We start from the raw sequence: 18,394 nt of genomic DNA, 5'->3' as shown, positions 1-18,394 counted from the left end.
TACAACCAATCATCAAAATATATTTTCTTAACTCATATGAATCTCTTCATAAAAACACTACTAGCCGTTTTTCTGATGCCAGGCCTGCTGTGGGCCCAGGGGAAAGGCCAAAAAGCGGCCGATAACAAGCTGGAGTCGCTTAAACAGGAAGCTATAAAGGCTATTGAGCAACGTAAAGACCAAGCCCAGCAAATCAACGACATGCTATTCAGTTTTGCCGAGCTGGGTTTTCAGGAAGAAGAATCGTTTACGTATCTAACCGGCATCCTCGAAAAAGAAGGGTTTACTATTCAGAAAGGAATCGCGGGTATGCCCACGGCCTGGATTGCTACCTGGGGCTCAGGCAAACCCGTTATTGCTATTGGCTCCGATGTCGACTGCATCCCCAAAGCCAGCCAGAAACCCGGCGTTGCCTATAAAGACCCAATTGTGGAAGGAGCTCCTGGCCATGGTGAAGGGCATAATTCTGGCCAGGCCCTAAATATTGTAGCTGCACTGACAGTGAAGCAACTGATGGAAAAGAATAAGCTATCGGGCACGCTTATGCTCTGGCCGGGCATAGCCGAAGAGTTACTGGGGGCCAAGGCGTTCTACGTCCGCGATGGCTATTTCAAAGATGTCGACGCCTGTATTTTTACCCACGTAGGCGACAACCTAAGCGTAGCCTGGGGCGACATTGGCTACAATGGTATGGTTTCGGTGAAGTTTTCGTTTGAAGGGCAGGCAGCGCATGCAGCAGGTGCTCCCTGGCGTGGCCGGAGTGCACTCGATGCCGTTGAGTTGATGAACATCGGCTGGAACTTCCGTCGCGAGCATCTCGAACTAACCCAACGCTCACATTATGTGGTTTCGGATGGTGGCGACCAACCTAATGTAGTTCCCTCTAAAGCATCGGTCTGGTATTATTTCCGCGAACGCTCCTATCCCAAAATCAAAACCCTGTTCGACAAAGGCATTAAAATGGCCGAAGGAGCCGCGTTGATGACCGATACTAAGTTCACCTATGAGATTCTGGGTTCGGCCTGGCCGGGTCATTTCAACAAGCCCATCGCTATCGATATGTACCAGAATATCAAGCGGATTGGCTTACCGACCTGGTCGTCCGAAGATCAGATATTGGCGAAAGCAACCCAAAAAGAACTACAATCACCTAATCTGGCGGGTCTCGACACCAAGCTGGATACACTGGGAACACCCATCGCCAGTGCGCCAACTGTAATGATGGGCGGACAAAATATGGTGCCCCTGACCGGCGGTTCCGACGATATTTCCGACATTTCGTGGTCGGTCCCTACGGTTGTGCTGGTCTATCCATCCAATATTCCGGGCTTACCCGGCCACCACTGGTCGAATGCCATTTCGATGGCAACACCGATTGCACACAAGGGTGTAGTGGCTGGCGCTAAAGTAGAAGCGATGACGCTTCTGGATATGCTCCTTAAACCCGAACTCATTCAGCAGACAAAAACCTACTACACCGACGAACAAACGAAAGAGACTAAATACGAATCCCTGATTTCGTCGAAAGAGATTCCAGCCATTTACCTGAACAAGAAAATTATGGCCGAATTCAAGCCAAAGCTGGAGAAATTCTACTACGATCCTTCAAAGTATAAAAGCTACCTCGAGCAACTGGGCATCAAATACCCAACCCTCCGCGACGATCAACGGGCGGCATTAGAAAAGAAAAATGCAGGAAAATAGGTGAATCGTTTTCTGTGCTTCCGACGAAGCAGGGCTATCGGCTTCGTCGGAAGCACAGAAAACCGACTATAGCTTACTCCACCACTATAATCCCTCGTCCTACGCCCAGTTTACCATCGACGGTCGCACCTTCTGCCCGTAGACGGACAGTTGTTTTGGCATCGGAGGTAAAAAACGTGAGCGTTGCCTTGCCCTGTGCATCGGTTTGAATCATCGGTGCCCAAAACAAGGTGGTTCGGTAGTCGGGCCGAACATGCTCTGGCTTCTGAACATCGTAGCGGGGGGCGTAAAATTCCCGAACAGGCGCGTATCCAGGTAGCTTGGCAATTAATGTTCCAGGCGTTACATCTTTCGTATAATCGTAGTTAGGTGCTCCCCGTTTGGTCAGAATCGAAATTACGCCACCCGAAGCCCGTGAGCCATAAATAGCTGCCGACGCCCCTTTCAGAATATCGACACGATCAACGTCCTGCACTGAGATACCCATAATAGCCTGTAAATCCATGGGCATACCATCCAGCACAAAAAGCGGATCGACCGGTCCATTGAAATTAGCCGCTCCCCGAATCTGTACGCGGGCGTTAAAACCAGAGCCTATCACATTTACGCCCGCAACACGCCCCTGAATCACATCCAGAATGGTCATTCGGCCCGAGGTGTTCATCGGATCGAATTTGACGGTAGCATCAGGCGTTCCATAAATCACCCGCGAATCAAACTCTTTCTCTTTCTTGGCTTTAACCGTTACAGCCTGCAAGAGTACCTCGCCATTCCGGCGAATCTGCTCTTCAATTTGCAGGTATTCTTTTGTTCGTCGGATAAACTCCGCCAGTTCATCCTGCCGAAACTCCAGTGGATTATAGGGCACTTTGGTCAGGGTAACTTTGGGTGTCAATAACTGATCGAGCGTAATCGCCACCGAACGGTTCGCCTTTCCTTTTATTCCCTGAATCATAACGGTTGTAGTATCCGTAAAATCGAGATTATAGGCCCCATAACGCCCCGTCCCGTCGGTTTCGCCAACCAGGAAATCACGTGTACTGTCGCGTCTAACGAGCATAAATGTAAGATTTACAGGCCCGCTAACATCTTTCTGATTTGGGCGAAGCACCTGACCAGTTAGGGATAGCCCACCTTCGGCAGAGTATTTCATAGGATGAATCGTACCCGACAGCACATCATTCCAGGCAAACCGTCGCCAACCCTGGGTCATCAGCAGTAAGTCCAGGTGTTGCCAGCGATCCGTATGGCGTGGATCGAAATAGTAGCCGGGTTGTTCAATCGTTCCCGTCAGATCGGATGATAACAGCAGGTGCGACATGATGGTGTTACCATTTGAATCCGCTTCGGGGGCTAATCGGGCATCTATGGCCGCCATTGACAGATTGGCCGGTATAGGCTGCCCCTGTGCATTAGTGGTATTGATGGTCAGTTCAACTTTCTCCCGATTTTTATACAACTTCTTATTGGGTGTGAGGGCCACCGTAATCTGGTCGTTTTGGGGGCTAAAAACCAGGCGTTCACAAATGGGCTTCTGCGTTTCATCAAACAGCGTCAACTGTGCGATACCTTCAGGAAACGCTGCTTTCGGTAACTGAACAAGCGTTCCTTTTTTACCCAAGGGAATCCGAGCGACCTGAATCGTCTGACCACGTGTTTGCGCAAAGAGCGTCAGGGCATTGGCAGGATCCGCGTTGGTTTTATTGTGGCGTATATACACTTTGAGCTGGTCTTTGTTGCTCAGGTTATCCACCTGCATGACGGCCCCCTGCGCGTGTGCTGTTGGGAGCGTATACGATGCCATTTGCCCATCGGCCAGCTTGACAAAGGCCGTGTATACTTGACCCGTTTCGGGTTTGAACGTGAAGTAACCCATACCCAGGTGCGTACTGTTAAATCCAATCACCGTATCTTTTTTTGCATCGAGTACAAAGCCTTCGATGGCGATGCTTCGCCCTTGTGCATCAACGGCTTTGAAGGCAACTCGGCTTTCAATATCCTCAACCAGTTGCCCACCTTCGGGCAAAAACTGCACATCAGGTTTCCCGGCATTCGTTTTCGCCTGGGTGGCAATGGACCCATCGGCCCGGAGAATCGTTAAGGTTTTGTAGAAGTAATAGTCTTCGGGCTCATTCCGCATAAAACCTGTATAGCCACGTAGCTGGTAGCTCCCGGCAGGTATTGAATCGGGCAGAAACAGTTGTCCTGGTGCATAGCCATTGGTAGCCCGAAGTTGCGTTCGAAGCCGTACCCGACGGGCTATCGGATCAACTAAATCAACGTAGAGTACACGGCTCACCGTATCGGCCTCGTGAGTGGTACCATTGACCAGATACCCTTTCAGCCAGATGGTCTCGCCGATCAGGTACGCGTCCCGGTCAGTATGAATATAAACTTTCTCCGTAGGCCGAGCCCGATTATAGGCGCGAAACAACTCAATTAATCGTTTACTAAATTCATCGTCGGCCCATCGAAAGGCAAAGATTGACAAAGCCGTTAGGCCAACAAACAGGATGATTGAACGAGAAAAGGCTGGATACATAAAATAGATTTCAGGCAGTTGTACCTTATTAACGAATCAAAGTCACTAATTTAGTAAAATACCCTCTCTACCATGACTACGCCCAGCCCCAAAACAGCTTTAGTGATCGGCGCCACCGGTCTAATTGGCAATCTTCTTACCCACCGCCTGGTCGACTCATCCTTCTATTCAAACGTTAAAGTACTGGTTCGCAAGTCGTTAAACTGGCAACACCCTCGTTTACAGGAAGTCGTTTTCGATTTCGATCACCCAAATGGCTTATTGACTCAGGCCGATGATGTTTTTTGCTGTCTGGGAACAACGATTAAAAAAGCAGGTTCGAAAGACGCGTTCCGAAAAGTAGATTATCAGTATCCGCTCGATATTGCCCGACTCAGTTTAGCCAGTGGAGCCAGCCAGTTCGCTATTGTTACAGCCCTGGGAGCAAAGGCCGACTCCTCAATCTTTTACAATCGGGTCAAAGGAGAAGTGGAACGCGACCTGACGGCACTGAACTTTCCCGCCCTCCTTATTTTCCGGCCCTCACTCCTCTTAGGCGACCGGTCCGAATCGCGATTGGGCGAACGCATTGGCGCAGGAGTTATGCGGTTGTTTGGCCCCCTCATTCCCGCAAAATACAAAGGCATCGACGCGTTGAAAGTAGCCAATGCCATGCTGGAAACAACCCAGCAAGGGTTAACTGGCAAGCATATATTCGAATCCGATGACCTACAGAAATTTTAGCATTCCTACTTCAGTCCATTCAGATTTGTATGCAAGAATCGTTCAGCCAGTTGATTGAGTAGTAAATCTGGACCTTGTACGTGAAAGGTGGTATGGCGATGGCGTTGTTTGGCTCCAGGTGCCAGACCTGCCGCCGGTGATGAAGATTCCAACTCATAAAAATGCCCCATCTGTGGCTGACCAGGCTTCATTGGTCCGTCGTTATAGGCATTCAGTACGTCGCCCGAAAAGGGTTCTTTTTGCATTTCCCAGGCCGAATTTACATACTTTCTATCGGCTGGATTAAAGTCATACGTCACCAGCGTCAGTGTTTTCGTGGCTGCGTCATAACTCCCGGCCCAATTGGTAGCACGAGCGGGCGAAACCCCTATTTTACTCCGGTAAGCAGCGTCGGCCTTAAAAAAAGCAACCGTTTTATCCATTTTTAACCGGTCGGCCGGGACTTTCCCAAAATACGCATCATTGACAGGCTGGCCCTCCCCTTCCCGATAGGGCACAATGATCATAGACGTAGGCGAAGCATTCATCATGCCTAATATCCAGATCGATGGCATACCCGTTTGTGCCGTCCAGGTCTGACTCCCCTTATTGACGATTGAGTTATCAGACTGAATACCAACCACTTTTAGTGAATCGCTATGAATGGACAGGTATCGTTCGATGTTGGCTTTATCCAGAAGCTTAACGGTCCGCTCAATGCCAATGTCAAGCCGCGTGCCAGAATAGTTGGTCAGTGAAACCGTTCGGATGAACGTAGCCGATGTTTGCGATGAATCAACAACAGCAAACGGTTCGGAGTCGATGGCGGCCGGGGTTTGCCAATGATCACCGTCAAACGGATCACCTTTTTTAAAGTACAAGGCAAACTGCCCACCTTCGGGGCCTAACCAGAAACGGTCTTCGCCCCCGAACGCATTCATATGAGGCAACAGTTTACCCGACTTGATCAGGTCATAATTAATCCAGCCGTAGCTGGTTTCGCCATCGGCCGTACTGGTCATGACCCGCCCCTGGTAGGCCGGGCAAATCAACGCACTGGCCTTACCTAGTCGCAACTCGATAAGGTCGGGGTGGTGATCCTGTAAAAACTGGCGGTCGTTAACGTATAAATTTGATGTTGTCACTGGCAAACTTGTATCAACTTGATTAGATGACTTATCGTCGGTTGTTTTTCGGCCCGAACAGGCTAGAACGAAACTACTCAGCAGCAGAAGCGCGATTTTGTGCATACAATAACGACGAACCGACGGAAAATAACGAACTTAATCGAGTATTTCGGGTAAATACTCTCTCTATAAATAACGGTGGCTCTCTAATCTACTTTCGTGAATCCTGTACAAATACGACCTGCGCACCTAACCGACGAAACAACTATTTATCAGTTTATCTGCGATCTGGAGGAAACAACGCTGGACCAGTCTACTTTTCAGGGTATTTATCGACAAAATCTGATTAATCCGGCCATTCATTATTTAGTGGCCGAACAGCAGGGCAACGTCGTTGGGTTTGTCAGTTGCCATGTTCAATTGCTGCTTCATCACGGCGGTAAGGTTGGCGAAATACAGGAGCTTTTCGTTCAGTCACTCGTTCGGAATCAGGGCATTGGCCAGCAACTGGTAGCCGCGTTGAAAGCAATCGCTGTGCAGGAACAATTTATCAACCTGGAAGTAACTACCAATCAAAAACGTACCGATACCATCCGTTTCTACGAACGCGAAGCCTTCCATCGTACTCATATCAAGTTAGTTTACCCCATTCCATCCTAATGCGACTCATTCTTGTTCTGCTGCTTTTCAGTTGTTCTGCTCTAGCCGTCTCTGCTCAGTCAACGCCTAAAAACGATGCTCGTCTGGAGCAAAAGCTTCAGTCGGCACTCGCTGGCTTCCGGGGTAATGCAGGTGTGTACGTCTACCATGTTCGTACTGGCAAACGTGTCTCGATTAATGCTGATACCCTATTCCCCACGGCCAGCATGATTAAAATTCCGATTCAATGCGGGCTGTTCGACAAAATTCATAAGGGCGAGCTTAGCTACAACCAGGAACTGGTTTACAAAGACTCGCTTCACTATGATGATGGCATCGTAGGGTCATTAAAAGACGGCGCCAGGATTACGCTTAGTAAGGTGGTTATGCTGATGGAGACAATCAGCGACAACACAGGGAGCCTCTGGTGTCAGGCATTAGCTGGCGGAGGAACGGCTATCAATACCTGGCTCGAAACCAACGGTTTTCACCAGACACGTGTAAACTCCCGAACACCCGGTCGGGAAGCGAATCGGAGCCAGTACGGCTGGGGCCAGACGACCCCTCGCGATATGGCCAACCTACTGCTTTACCTCCGACAGGGTAACGCTGTCAGTCCTGATGCCAGCGATGAAATGTACCGAAACTTAGGTCGTCAGTTTTGGGATGGGGATGGCTTGTCTCAACTTCCGCCCGATGTAAAAGTGGCTTCTAAAAATGGAGCTGTCAACCAATCCCGATCCGAAGTCGTCCTGGTTCACGCACCCCACGGCGATTATGTCTATTGTGTGATGACGAAGAATCAGCAAGATCAAAGCTGGGAACGAACGAATGAAGGCTATGCCCTATTACGTACGGTAGGGTCGATCGTATGGCATCATTTTGAGCCAAATTCAACCTGGAAACCCGCCGAAGGTTACGAAAAATGGTGGTAAATTGGTTTTAAAAACAACTCATGCCGAAGCTCTATACATTCGACGAATATGTTGCGCTTGAACGTTCCGAAGGGATTCGCTATGAATACTGGGATGGTGAAGTGATAGCTATGGCTGGCACCACAAAGCGACACAATACAATCGTTCAAAATATAAGGTTGCCAAGTTTATGCAGAAAATGTACGTCAGAAATTGAAAACCGGGCAACGGTACGTTTACCCTGACATCATTTACACCTGCGATCCAGTCGACCTGGAAAATGATATGGGCATTTGGGTAAACTCGCCCTGCTTGCTTATCGAAGTTATTTCCGACTCTACGCAAAGCAAGGACTTCCATGATAAGCGGCCACATTACACGAAGTTACCTTCATTACTCTACTATCTATTGGTTTCGCAAATCGATTACCGGGTGGAAGTATTTGAGCGGAACGTAGATTTCTGGAAATATCAGGTTATTGAAGGGATTGACGCGATAGCTGAGTTATCCTTATTGCAGATTAGCTTGTCTTTAAAGGCTGTTTACGAAGGCATTACGCTTGACTCTGAGTAAATTCCCCCATTCCAATTCTCACTCATGTAAACGATAAAAGCCGCTTATCTGAATCAGATAAGCGGCTTTCTGTTTTGGGCAAGTTAGATTAGTTCAAAAATTTCAGACGCAGGTCGTTCAACTGGCTACGTATCGACTCATCGATTTGCTGATCGCCAACACGCAGCACGTAACCACCAACCAGCTTCGAATCGATTTTTTCGTCCAGTTCAACCAACTGGGTTCCGGTTGTTTTCATGACCATTGCCTTGAACTGCTTCCGCAGTGCATCCGTCAATGGCACAGTCGTAATAACAGTGGCACGCTCAACCCCTTTGAGTCGATCATATTGGTTGATAAACTCTTCAGCGATGGCATCCATGATCGGTTCCCGATTCTTTTTAGCGATAATCTGGAAAAACGACATCGTTACCGAATCAACATGACTGGCGAAAACCGCATTCAGAATAGCGCTTTTCTTCTCAGCCCGAACAATTGGGTTCTTCAGCATCAACAGAAGCGGGCGGCTACCTTCTAACGTTTTTTTGAAGAACTGCATGTCTTTATACATAGTCTCGGTCAGGCCTTTTTCCTGCGCCAAATCCAATAACGATTTGGCATACCGAGCAGCTACCGTTGCAATGGCCATGATCGAATTAATTTAAGCTTGAATTTGCGACCAGGTCATTCACCAGTTTCTCCTGCGATGATTTGTCACTAAGTTCTTTACGAAGTACTTTCTCGGCAATATCGAGCGACAACGTAACGACTTCCTTCTTCATCTGCATAATCAGTGCCTGCCGTTCATTTTGCATCGTTTCGCGAGCTTGCTCCAGAATCCGTTTCCCTTCGGATTCGGCTTTATCACGCGACTCGGCAATCAGTTTATCGGCAGTTTCTTTAGCTCCGCGCAGAATAGCTTCACGCTCCGAGCGAGCCTGTGCCAGCAGCTTTTCATTGTCAGCCTTCATGGCTGCCATTTCCCGGCGAGTTTTCTCGGCCAGGTCAAGTGCCGACTGTATGTTTTCTTCACGTTCTTTCAAACTGGCCAGAATAGGCTTCCACGCAAACGAGCGCAGGATGAAAAACAGGCCCCCAAAGGCAACAATCTGCCAGAACAAAAGGCCAATATTAGGAGTAAGAAGTTCCATTGTTTGTTTTTTGTTTCAAGTTAAACCGGCACACTTAACGGCTAATCCGAAAGGTGTGCCGGAATAATGTACTACGCTATACCTGTACGGGATGCAGAAGCCTAATGCTCCCACGCGCTCAGGCGTAGCGGTTTGTAGCCCTTACGAGTTAGCTACAAGGAAGCTGATAACGGCACCGAACAGGGCAACGGCTTCGATCAGAGCCGCACTCACGATCATAGCACCCTGAATTTTACCAGATGCTTCGGGCTGACGGGCAATACCTTCGGTAGCTTTACCACCGATTTGACCAATACCGATACCGGCACCAATTGCGGCCAGACCAGCACCAATAGCAGCACCCATTTTAGCAACACCGGCGCCACTGGCAGCCGCCTGCAACAAGATAGCAGATAACATAACTTTGAACTATTTATAAACTGTGAAACAAAAATTGCAAATTAAGCGACTGGCTCAATGATGTGTTCTTCATCATAACCGATACCATGATCCATATCGTGGTTGTCTTCAATAGCCGAACCGATATACATGGAGGTCAGCAGGGTGAAAATATACGCTTGCAGAAACGCCACCAGTAACTCAATAAGGTTCAGGAAGAGGGTAAAGACAATCACTACCGGACTAAGCCCCCAGGCCGTACCAGCTCCACCCAGTTGATTGGCGACAAAAATCAGCCCCAGCAAACTCAGGATAATGACGTGGCCAGCCGTAATATTGGCAAACAACCGGATCATCAGCGAAACAGGCTTTACGAATAAGCCAATAATTTCGATGGGAATAATCAGGGGCAATAACCACCAGGGTACACCGGATGGCAACACAAGGTGCATCCAGTAATGCTTGTTACCGCTCAGGTTTACCACAAAGAAGGCAATGACAGCCAGCACCATCGTTACTGCGATGTTGCCCGTTACGTTGGCCGAACCAGGCAGCAAGCCTAATAGATTGTTGGCCAGAATAAAGAAGAAGACCGTCAGCAGGTACGGCAGATACTTAGCGTAACCATGACCCAGATTTGGCTTGGCTACCTCATCACGAATGAACAGAATCAGAGGTTCAATAAACCGCTGGATACCTGTGGGTTTGCCGCCCCGATTTTTGGCAAAGCTGCTTTTCACCGCTCCCAGAATCACGACGAGCAACACTACACTTAACAATAATGAAGCTACGTTCTTGGTAATCGAGAAGTCCCATACTTTTACCGACTCATCGGCTTTACCCGCCGTATCGATACGATGGACCTGACCCGTTTTATGGTCGATATGGTAGCCATTATGCGTTTTACCCTCTTCGAAATCCTTCGATGAGAAAACCTCCAGACCCCGATCAGCGGTGTAGAGAATAACCGGCAAATGCAGCTTCAAACCATGAGCAAATTCCCAACCGTGTTCGTCTTTAATATGGTGCATAATCATCTCACCCATATTGAAGCCTTCGTCGGATTTGCCATGTTCGACAACCGTCTTTTCGCCTTCGTGATGTTCGTCGTCTTGTGCTAGCGCAGGAACTAACGAACTAAAAATCAGAGCACTAAGTAAAAATATTCGCTTAAAAAATGAAACAGACATATGAGGAAAAACCACGTTTTCACGAATTGCGTCGCAAGTTACGACGAGACAGGATGATTTCAAAGCCGAGGTAACATAAATAAAGTACCAGAAAGGTAATGACGAACAGGTTTCGATCAGGTAGGCCACGGTACAACATTAGCCCAAAAAACAACATGCTTAGCAAGAGCCGCAGCACAGTAGCGACCAGCGGCATCATGGCAAATATTCGGTCAGTGCGGTGATAACCAAATGCATGCAAACGGCTTGTGATGACAGACACGCTTAAAAAGAAAGCAATCAGCACACGCCACTCGGCAGTGATCCAGGGCAGATGCCAATAATGTTCACCTACGAAGAATCCAATTCCTAGTACCAGACTTAATACTAAATAGGGACGCATAAATCAGGATTGTTTGGGTAGTCCCCGAATAAGTAGATAAATAGACCCGGTAATACTAACCAGCGCTAATACTAATGTCCAGATAGGCGTATGATTACCTTGGCGCTCATCGAGCCATGATCCTAGCCACACACCAGCTCCAATGGTTATGAGCATCTGTAAGCCCAGGCCACTATACTGTAAAAACGACGTGGTTTTGTCCGTAGCTTTTTTCAACGGATCATTCTCCCGAACTGGCTTTCCAGCAGCGTTGGGATCGGGTTGTTCGGGGGTGTTTTCCATAGGAATCGAGGCAGGCATGCTATTTGCCGTACAAAATTCGTTAATTTGGCCTAACGTTCCATATTGCCCAACCGGCCTGTAACGTTTTAATACGAGTAACCACGTGTTATTATCGAATGTCCCGCTGTTTTTATAGTCGTCTCTTCCTACTTCTTGCGGTCGTTGTCTTGCTGACGGGCGGGCTGATTTCCTGTTCGCAATACAGTACAAAAGCCATTCCCAAAGGCTATCATAATTTAACGGCCCATTACAATGCCTATGTGATCGCCCGCGACGAAATCGATCAGGCCGAGCAGTTTCTGTTCAAAAAACGTCAGGAAAATTATAACCAATTACTGCCCATCTTGTTGCCCGTCGATTCGATGCTTATTCAGCCGGTAAAGCCTCAGTTGGATGATGCCATCAAGAAAGCTTCGCTTATTCCCGAACGGCACCAGAACAGTAAATGGCTCGATAATGCCTATAATCTCATTGGCCGAGCCCGTTTACTAAAACAGGACCTGCCCAATGCCATTGAAGTATTTAAGTACGTAAACACAAAAGGCACCAACGAAGACGACAAACATACGGCACTTGTAGGGCTGATGCGGGCTTATGTCGAAGCCAGCGATTATGTCAATGCCTTAAATGTGGCTGAATACCTGCGCCAGCAACCACTTAACAAAACTAACACGCGCGATTTTTATCTGACTAAAGCCTATTTGCATGAACGGCAGGGTGAATATCTGACGGCGGCCGGTATTCTGGAAGCAACCTTCCCCGTCCTGAAAAAAGGGGAGTCTACAGCGCGGCTTCATCTAATAGCTGGTCAGCTTTACGATTTAAGTGGGCAACCATCGAAAGCCGTTGAGCAATATCGGCAGGTACTCCGGTCGAGACCTTCTTACGACCAGTCGTTTTATGCTAATTTATATGCCATTCAAAGCAACGGTCTGACTGGTGATCAAAAACGAGTAGCGCAATCGGCTGAAACGTTTGACCGACTGTTGAAAGATCGAAAAAACGAAGACCTGAAAGATAAAATCTATTTCACGATGGGGCTGCTCGAAGCTCGTCGGGGCAATACGGACAAGGCCATAAAGTTATACAGTCAGTCGATTCAGGTAGCCGGTTCTACGAACGCACAGGTTCCTTACACCTATCTGGAAATTGGTAAGCTGTATTTTGACAAAAAAGCGGATTATACCCATGCGAAAGCTTATTACGACAGTGCTCTGGCTCTGATGCCTAAACAATCGGCCGATTATACTGCTTTGCTAAACCGTAAAAAAACATTAGATGAGTTCGTCCAGTACAAAACGACCATCCAAACCGATGATAGCCTCTTGCATCTGGCCCAATTAGATCCGGCAACCCTGGACAAATTACTGGACAAAGCCATCGACCAGCGGGAAAAAGAAGATAAAGCCCAGGCAGCCTTGGCCCAGCAAATCATTGATAAGGCTACGAATGGAAATATCAGCTCTGTTCCAGGAGCCACCAACTCCAATTTACAGCCTACTGAACGCTGGGTTTTATACAATCCCGTTGCTTTAAGCCAGGGCCGACAGGAGTTTTCGGTTCTCTGGGGGAATCGACAGCTCGAAGACAACTGGCGCCGTAGCAATAAAGAAGCATCCATCGCTCTTCCAGGGGCTAATAGCCCCGTTGCTGGTGCTTCGCCTGCTAACTCGATTAATCCCAATGCGCCGTTGGCACAATCAGAAGCAACTCAGGCAGCAGCCGCTACGGCTGGAATTTCCACAAGCCGAAAAGCCCAAAAAGAGGCTATGACAGCAAAGATACCGTTCAGCAAAGAAGCGCAACTGGCAACGAATCAGCGAATTGAAACAGCGTTATATAAACTCGGCAAGTTGTATAAGCTTCAATTTAACCAACCTGCCGATGCCATTCCCACATTCGAACAATTGCTAACTCGTTATCCGAACACGCTTCAGAAACCGGAGGTATATTATTTATTGTACCTTAGTAATGAGCAACTTGGCAAAACGTCTAACTGGAAAGATAAATTATTGGCAGAGTTTCCGAATACGTCCTACGCCCGACTAACCGGACGCGCTGCTGCTCAAACCAGCGATTCGGAAGCGCAGGCCCTGAAAACATATACCGCCATTTATGAGCTTTATCAGGCTAATAACTTAACCGAAGCTCTAGCCCGAGCCGACGCGTCGATGAGTAGCTTTGCGGGGACTCAATTGGAAGACAAACTGGCGTTATTACGGGTTATCCTGATTGGTAAGGTGCAAAATGTGGAGGCTTATCAGCGAGCACTGGCCGAATTTGTACGCGATTATCCGGCAAGTCAGTTATTACCTCGTGTCAAAGAAATGCAGACAGCAGCCGAAAAAGTAACGGCAAAACGGCAATAGAATCAGTTTAGGGTATTTGGCGTATGATCGATCGGCTGACGCGTTAATAGTTGCTATGTCAGCCGATCATACGCCAAATACCCTAAACCGTAAACCCATATATTTCACTAATGATTGAATTCACCTCTGGTCCTTACCGGAAAATTATCCGAAATCTCTGGCGGTTTACCCTGATTGGCATAACCATGCTGATCTTCTACGTAGTTGCAGTTAGCTACAACTTTCTGTGGCTTTTTGGAGGAATGCCAAGCTTAAAAGCCCTCGAAAACCCAAAAAGTGAGGAAGCATCCGAAGTATATACCTACGACCGTAAGCTATTAGGCAAATACTACGTCGAAAATCGAACGCCGATAGAGATTTCACAGGTATCGCCCAACGTTACATCAGCGTTGCTTGCTACCGAAGATGCTCGTTTCATTAAACACTCTGGTATTGACCCTCGCTCCCTATTCCGGGCCGTAGGTGGCTTTCTTACCTTTCGGGATGCATCAAGTTCGGGTGGTGGTAGTACACTCACCCAACAAACGGCTAAAAACCTGTTCGATACCCGTCAGGAAGAGTTACGGGGCGTTCTGGGTAATATCCCAATCATTGGTCTGATCATCGCCAAAACAAAGGAGTGGATTCTGGCTGTGCGGCTGGAGCGCAATTATACCAAACAGGAGGTCATGATGATGTATCTCAATACGGTATCGTTTGGCAATAATACATACGGGATTAAAACAGCGGCTAAAACGTATTTCAGCAAAGAACCCTGGAACCTGAACGTCGAAGAAGCAGCTATGCTCGTTGGCATGCTCAAAAACCCGACGCTCTACAATCCCCGAATGTTTGAAGAGCGGACTCGCGAACGTCGGAATGTCGTATTAGGCCAAATGAAAAAATACGGTTTCCTCAACGATGAACAGCTTTTTACGTACAAACGGAAACCTCTCAAACTTGACTTCAGCGTCGAAAATCAGAATACGGGAATGGCTGCTTATTTCCGATCGGTCATAAAAGACGATTTGAAGAAATGGATAAGAGCATATAACGAAGAAAATCCGGGGGCTGAACTGGATTTGTACACCAGTGGCCTGAAAATTTATACGACCATCGACTCCCGGATGCAGACGTATGCCGAAGAAGCGGTCATGGCCAATATGCGCGATCAGCAAAAGAAGTTTTACGAACACTGGCGCGGTCGAAATCCCTGGGTACAGAAAGATCCGAAGACAAAAAAATACGTTGAAATGCCCAAATTCATCGAGGGTGTGGCGCGTCGAACCATTCGTTTTAAACAGCTCAAAGCAGCTTATGGCGATGATGAGAAAGCGATTTGGCAGGAAATGCGTAAACCTATCAAGATGAAAGTGTTTGTATATGGTGGGGGGCGGAATGAAAAAGACACGACCATGAGTCCGCTGGATTCGATTCGATATTATAAACGATTACTTAATACAGGCTTTATGTCGATGGATCCGCGCAATGGACATGTCAAAGCATGGGTGGGCGGTATTAATTTTAAATACATGAAGTTCGACCACGTTCGGCAGGGCCGTCGACAACCGGGGTCAACCTTTAAACCTTTCGTCTACTTAACCGCCATGGACCAGGGGTTCGTAACGCCCTGTAGCCACCTGACTGACCAGCCAACAACCTTTGCGCATGGCGAAGACAATAACGGTGGCCCCGCCTGGACGCCCAAAAACTCAACCGGGCGCTACAGCTATCAGAGTTTATCACTACGGGAAGCGTTAGGCCAATCGATCAATACGGTCAGTGCACAGTTGATCAAGAAAACCCGGGCTGAAGAAGTCATCAAATACGCGCACGAAATGGGTATCGAAAGCAAAGATTTGCCCGAGAATCCAACACTATGCCTGGGAACGGGTGACGTTTCCGTTTATGAAATGGTATCAGCCTATTGCGCCTTTGCTAATGGAGGTATGCGCGTGCGCCCCATGATTCTTACCATGATTACGGATAAGAATGGGAATGTATTGAAAAATTTCTCGGTCGATGCCAAGCAGGTAATTAGCGCAAACCGTGCGTACGAAATGTTATATCTGATGCGCGGAGCTGTTGAAGAACCTAACGGAACGGCACAGCGGTTGCGAACCCAGTACAAACTACTGGAAGGAGGTAACGAAATTGCGGCTAAAACCGGAACAACCTCCAATTACTCTGACGGCTGGTTTATGGGTATGACCCAACATTTGGTATCAGGCCTGTGGGTTGGTGGTGACGACCGTTCTATTCATTTCCGCGATATTTCGTTGGGCCAGGGTGGTCGGTTAGCTATGCCTGCCTGGGGGATGTATATGCAGAAAATCTACAAAGACCCAACCTTATCTCAATATCGCCCCGAGCCATTCCGCAAACCGAATAACTTTAAAATCGATTGTGGAGGTTATCACATTGATTCATCGCAACGGTACATTCCACCTAAAGTGGTACCAGAAGACGAGGATGAGATTTTGCAATGATGGATAGAAGTCGGCTTGTTAGAATGATTATGGTTTTTACAGATTTTAAAAAATTATAATCATCCTAACAGTCCGACTTCTGTTACTTAGCAACCTTTATTAATAATCGCTTGTTAATAATAAGCCTCAATCCATTAAATGGGCGTTTATGGCTGAATTCGATTATAAGCATGAATTAGCTAAAGTACCGCACGAACCCGGTGTGTATCGGTATTTCGATGCCACGGGCGAGGTTATTTATGTAGGAAAGGCTAAAGATTTAAAAAACCGCGTCAGTAGTTATTTTACGAACTCAAAAGGGCATGACCGCAAAACCCTGCGCCTGGTCAGCCAAATTCGGAAAATCGAATTTACTATCGTTCACACCGAATTTGACGCATTGCTGCTCGAAAATCAGCTTATCAAACGCTACCAGCCCAAGTATAATATCCTACTGCGTGATGATAAAACTTACCCGTTCGTCTGTGTAACCAATGAGCACTTTCCGCGTGTACTGACAACCCGACAGATTGATCGGAAACTAGGCACCTATTATGGCCCTTTTGCCAATCTGAAGCCGATGTATACGGTACTGGATATGTTCAGCCAACTATTTACGATTCGTACCTGCAACTACAATCTGGCTCCCGAAAACATTGCAGCAGGCAAATACAAAGTCTGTCTGGAGTATCATATCGGCAATTGTAAAGGTCCATGCGAAGGCCGACAAAACGAGGCCGATTACGATAAAGACATAGAGCAGATTCATCATATTCTGAAAGGGAATCTAAAACCGGCCCAGGAGTATTTTAAAGGCCAGATGCTGGAAGCAGCTAGTGAACTGGCATTTGAGCAAGCCCAGAAATACAAGGAGAAAATAGATGTGTTACAGCGGTTTCAGAGTAAATCAACCGTTGTCAATCCGAAAATTGCCGATGCTGATGTATTTTCAATAGCTTCCGATGAAGTATCGGCCTATGTAAATTTCATGAAGGTGGTCAATGGAACCATCGTGCAAACCCATACGGTAGAGGTCAAGAAAAAACTGGACGAGACAGACCCTGATCTGCTGGCGATGATGATTGTGGAATTTCGGGAACAGTATGGTAGCCAAGCAAAAGAAATTATTACGAATATCCCGCTAGATGTCGATTTAAAAGCAGAAACAACTGTCCCGCAGATTGGCGATAAGAAAAAGCTGTTGGACATGTCGCTGAAAAACGTACTGTATTTCCGACGCGAACGGCAGGAACGGATGGCAGCCGAGGCCACAGCGAACGCCAGTAAAAAAGATCGGGTTCTGATTCGACTCAAGCAGGATTTACAGTTGAAAACCATTCCAAACCGAATCGAATGTTTCGATAACTCGAATATTCAGGGAACAAATCCTGTTTCGGCGATGGTCTGTTTTATTGGGGGCAAGCCAGCCAATCGGGAGTATCGGCATTTCTCCATAAAAACCGTGGTCGGCCCGAACGATTTTGCCAGTATGTATGAGGTCGTCACACGTCGATATAGCCGTGTTCTGACCGAAGGTACTGATATGCCCGATCTAATCGTTATTGACGGTGGCAAGGGGCAATTGAGTGCGGCCTGCGATGCGTTGAAAGCAATGGATTTATACGGCAAAGTGCCTATAATTGGCATTGCCAAGCGGCTGGAGGAGATTTATTTTCCTGAAGATAACCTACCGCTTTATATCGACAAAAAATCTGAATCTCTCAAACTGATCCAGCGTATCCGCGACGAAGCCCACCGATTTGCCATCACCTACCATCGGGATAAACGCAGCCGGAATAGCCTTATCAGCGAGTTGGAAAATGTAGAAGGCATTGGTAAAAAGACAGCGGCTAAACTGCTGAAGCATTTTAAAGGCGTCAAAAAAATCCGGGAAGCGAGTTTTGAGGAAGTCGCCGAAATCGTTGGAAAAGATCGTGCACAAAAACTGAAAGAATATTTTGAAGCCATTGAGCAGTAAACGTAAAGCGGCAGGGAAGCCACTCTAGATAAATAAA

General features: G+C 47.5%; 17 protein-coding genes. 9 read left to right on the top strand and 8 right to left on the bottom strand.

Translation table 11 applies throughout. The annotated features are described in order from the left end of the window. The first annotated feature begins 36 nt into the window (after positions 1 to 36). Entirely contained in the window at positions 37 to 1,704 is a 1,668-nt protein-coding gene (locus B5M13_RS06735) for an amidohydrolase (protein WP_080054949.1), read from the top strand. A 73-nt stretch (positions 1,705 to 1,777) separates the two neighbouring features. On the opposite strand, the gene B5M13_RS06730 is transcribed toward B5M13_RS06735, so the two are convergent. Further along, positions 1,778 to 4,246 carry a TonB-dependent receptor plug domain-containing protein gene (locus B5M13_RS06730; protein WP_080054948.1) on the bottom strand — a complete coding sequence of 823 codons (2,469 nt, stop codon included), beginning with the start codon at positions 4,244 to 4,246 and terminating at the stop codon, positions 1,778 to 1,780. Positions 4,247 to 4,318: 72 nt separating this feature from the next. Here B5M13_RS06730 and B5M13_RS06725 point away from each other — a divergent pair, with 72 nt between their 5' ends. Then, a complete protein-coding gene (locus tag B5M13_RS06725) occupies positions 4,319 to 4,969 on the top strand; it encodes an oxidoreductase (protein ID WP_080054947.1) in 651 nt (216 codons plus the stop codon). Positions 4,970 to 4,974: 5 nt separating this feature from the next. Here the strand turns inward: B5M13_RS06725 and B5M13_RS06720 are convergent, their stop codons facing one another. Next, on the bottom strand, positions 4,975 to 6,093 hold the full coding sequence (locus B5M13_RS06720; RefSeq protein ID WP_245859818.1) for a DUF6786 family protein: 1,119 nt from the start codon (positions 6,091 to 6,093) through the stop codon (positions 4,975 to 4,977). A 201-nt stretch (positions 6,094 to 6,294) separates the two neighbouring features. Between B5M13_RS06720 and B5M13_RS06715 the strand changes: the two genes are divergently transcribed. Genes B5M13_RS06715 through B5M13_RS06705 form a run of 4 tightly spaced genes read left to right on the top strand, consistent with a single transcriptional unit; the run spans position 6,295 to position 8,201 of the window. Further along, positions 6,295 to 6,735: a GNAT family N-acetyltransferase gene (locus B5M13_RS06715; protein ID WP_080054945.1), complete on the top strand. Its 441-nt coding sequence runs from the start codon at positions 6,295 to 6,297 to the stop codon at positions 6,733 to 6,735. Continuing rightward, positions 6,735 to 7,649, top strand: a complete 915-nt coding sequence (locus B5M13_RS06710; protein WP_080054944.1) for a serine hydrolase — start codon at positions 6,735 to 6,737, stop codon at positions 7,647 to 7,649. Before B5M13_RS06715 ends, B5M13_RS06710 begins: the two co-directional genes overlap by 1 nt. A gap of 20 nt (positions 7,650 to 7,669) precedes the next feature. Further along, positions 7,670 to 7,873: a Uma2 family endonuclease gene (locus tag B5M13_RS34620; RefSeq protein ID WP_394334307.1), complete on the top strand. Its 204-nt coding sequence runs from the start codon at positions 7,670 to 7,672 to the stop codon at positions 7,871 to 7,873. Then, positions 7,842 to 8,201 (top strand): Uma2 family endonuclease, encoded by a 360-nt coding sequence (locus B5M13_RS06705; RefSeq protein ID WP_262508070.1) that lies wholly within the window; start codon positions 7,842 to 7,844, stop codon positions 8,199 to 8,201. Before B5M13_RS34620 ends, B5M13_RS06705 begins: the two co-directional genes overlap by 32 nt. Before the next feature lie 88 nt (positions 8,202 to 8,289). On the opposite strand, the gene atpH is transcribed toward B5M13_RS06705, so the two are convergent. From atpH to B5M13_RS06675, 6 genes are all read right to left on the bottom strand, one after another. Further along, the gene (gene atpH, locus B5M13_RS06700) at positions 8,290 to 8,829 is read right to left on the bottom strand and encodes an ATP synthase F1 subunit delta (protein WP_080054943.1); all 540 of its coding nucleotides are present in this window, start codon (positions 8,827 to 8,829) and stop codon (positions 8,290 to 8,292) included. Between the two features lie 7 nt (positions 8,830 to 8,836). Further along, the gene (gene atpF, locus B5M13_RS06695) at positions 8,837 to 9,331 is read right to left on the bottom strand and encodes a F0F1 ATP synthase subunit B (protein WP_080054942.1); all 495 of its coding nucleotides are present in this window, start codon (positions 9,329 to 9,331) and stop codon (positions 8,837 to 8,839) included. Positions 9,332 to 9,472: 141 nt separating this feature from the next. Then, positions 9,473 to 9,730: an ATP synthase F0 subunit C gene (atpE, locus tag B5M13_RS06690; protein ID WP_020596808.1), complete on the bottom strand. Its 258-nt coding sequence runs from the start codon at positions 9,728 to 9,730 to the stop codon at positions 9,473 to 9,475. Between the two features lie 41 nt (positions 9,731 to 9,771). Next, positions 9,772 to 10,899 (bottom strand): F0F1 ATP synthase subunit A, encoded by a 1,128-nt coding sequence (gene atpB / locus B5M13_RS06685; protein WP_080054941.1) that lies wholly within the window; start codon positions 10,897 to 10,899, stop codon positions 9,772 to 9,774. Between the two features lie 19 nt (positions 10,900 to 10,918). Beyond that, entirely contained in the window at positions 10,919 to 11,281 is a 363-nt protein-coding gene (locus B5M13_RS06680; RefSeq protein WP_080054940.1) for a hypothetical protein, read from the bottom strand. A gap of 3 nt (positions 11,282 to 11,284) precedes the next feature. Further along, positions 11,285 to 11,563 (bottom strand): AtpZ/AtpI family protein, encoded by a 279-nt coding sequence (locus B5M13_RS06675; protein WP_245859816.1) that lies wholly within the window; start codon positions 11,561 to 11,563, stop codon positions 11,285 to 11,287. Positions 11,564 to 11,679: 116 nt separating this feature from the next. On the opposite strand from B5M13_RS06675, the gene porW reads away from it, so the two are divergent. From porW to uvrC, 3 genes are all read left to right on the top strand, one after another. Beyond that, positions 11,680 to 13,932, top strand: a complete 2,253-nt coding sequence (gene porW / locus B5M13_RS06670; RefSeq protein ID WP_080054938.1) for a type IX secretion system periplasmic lipoprotein PorW/SprE — start codon at positions 11,680 to 11,682, stop codon at positions 13,930 to 13,932. Between the two features lie 110 nt (positions 13,933 to 14,042). Further along, entirely contained in the window at positions 14,043 to 16,400 is a 2,358-nt protein-coding gene (locus B5M13_RS06665; RefSeq protein WP_080054937.1) for a penicillin-binding protein 1A, read from the top strand. A 148-nt stretch (positions 16,401 to 16,548) separates the two neighbouring features. Then, positions 16,549 to 18,357, top strand: coding sequence for an excinuclease ABC subunit UvrC (gene uvrC / locus B5M13_RS06660; protein WP_080054936.1), 1,809 nt, complete (start codon positions 16,549 to 16,551; stop codon positions 18,355 to 18,357). Positions 18,358 to 18,394 lie beyond the last annotated feature (37 nt).

The sequence above is a fragment of the Spirosoma aerolatum genome, assembly GCF_002056795.1.
In the GTDB taxonomy this organism is placed as follows: Bacteria; Bacteroidota; Bacteroidia; order Cytophagales; family Spirosomataceae; genus Spirosoma; species Spirosoma aerolatum.
This window is presented reverse-complemented; position numbering and strand designations above follow the sequence as displayed.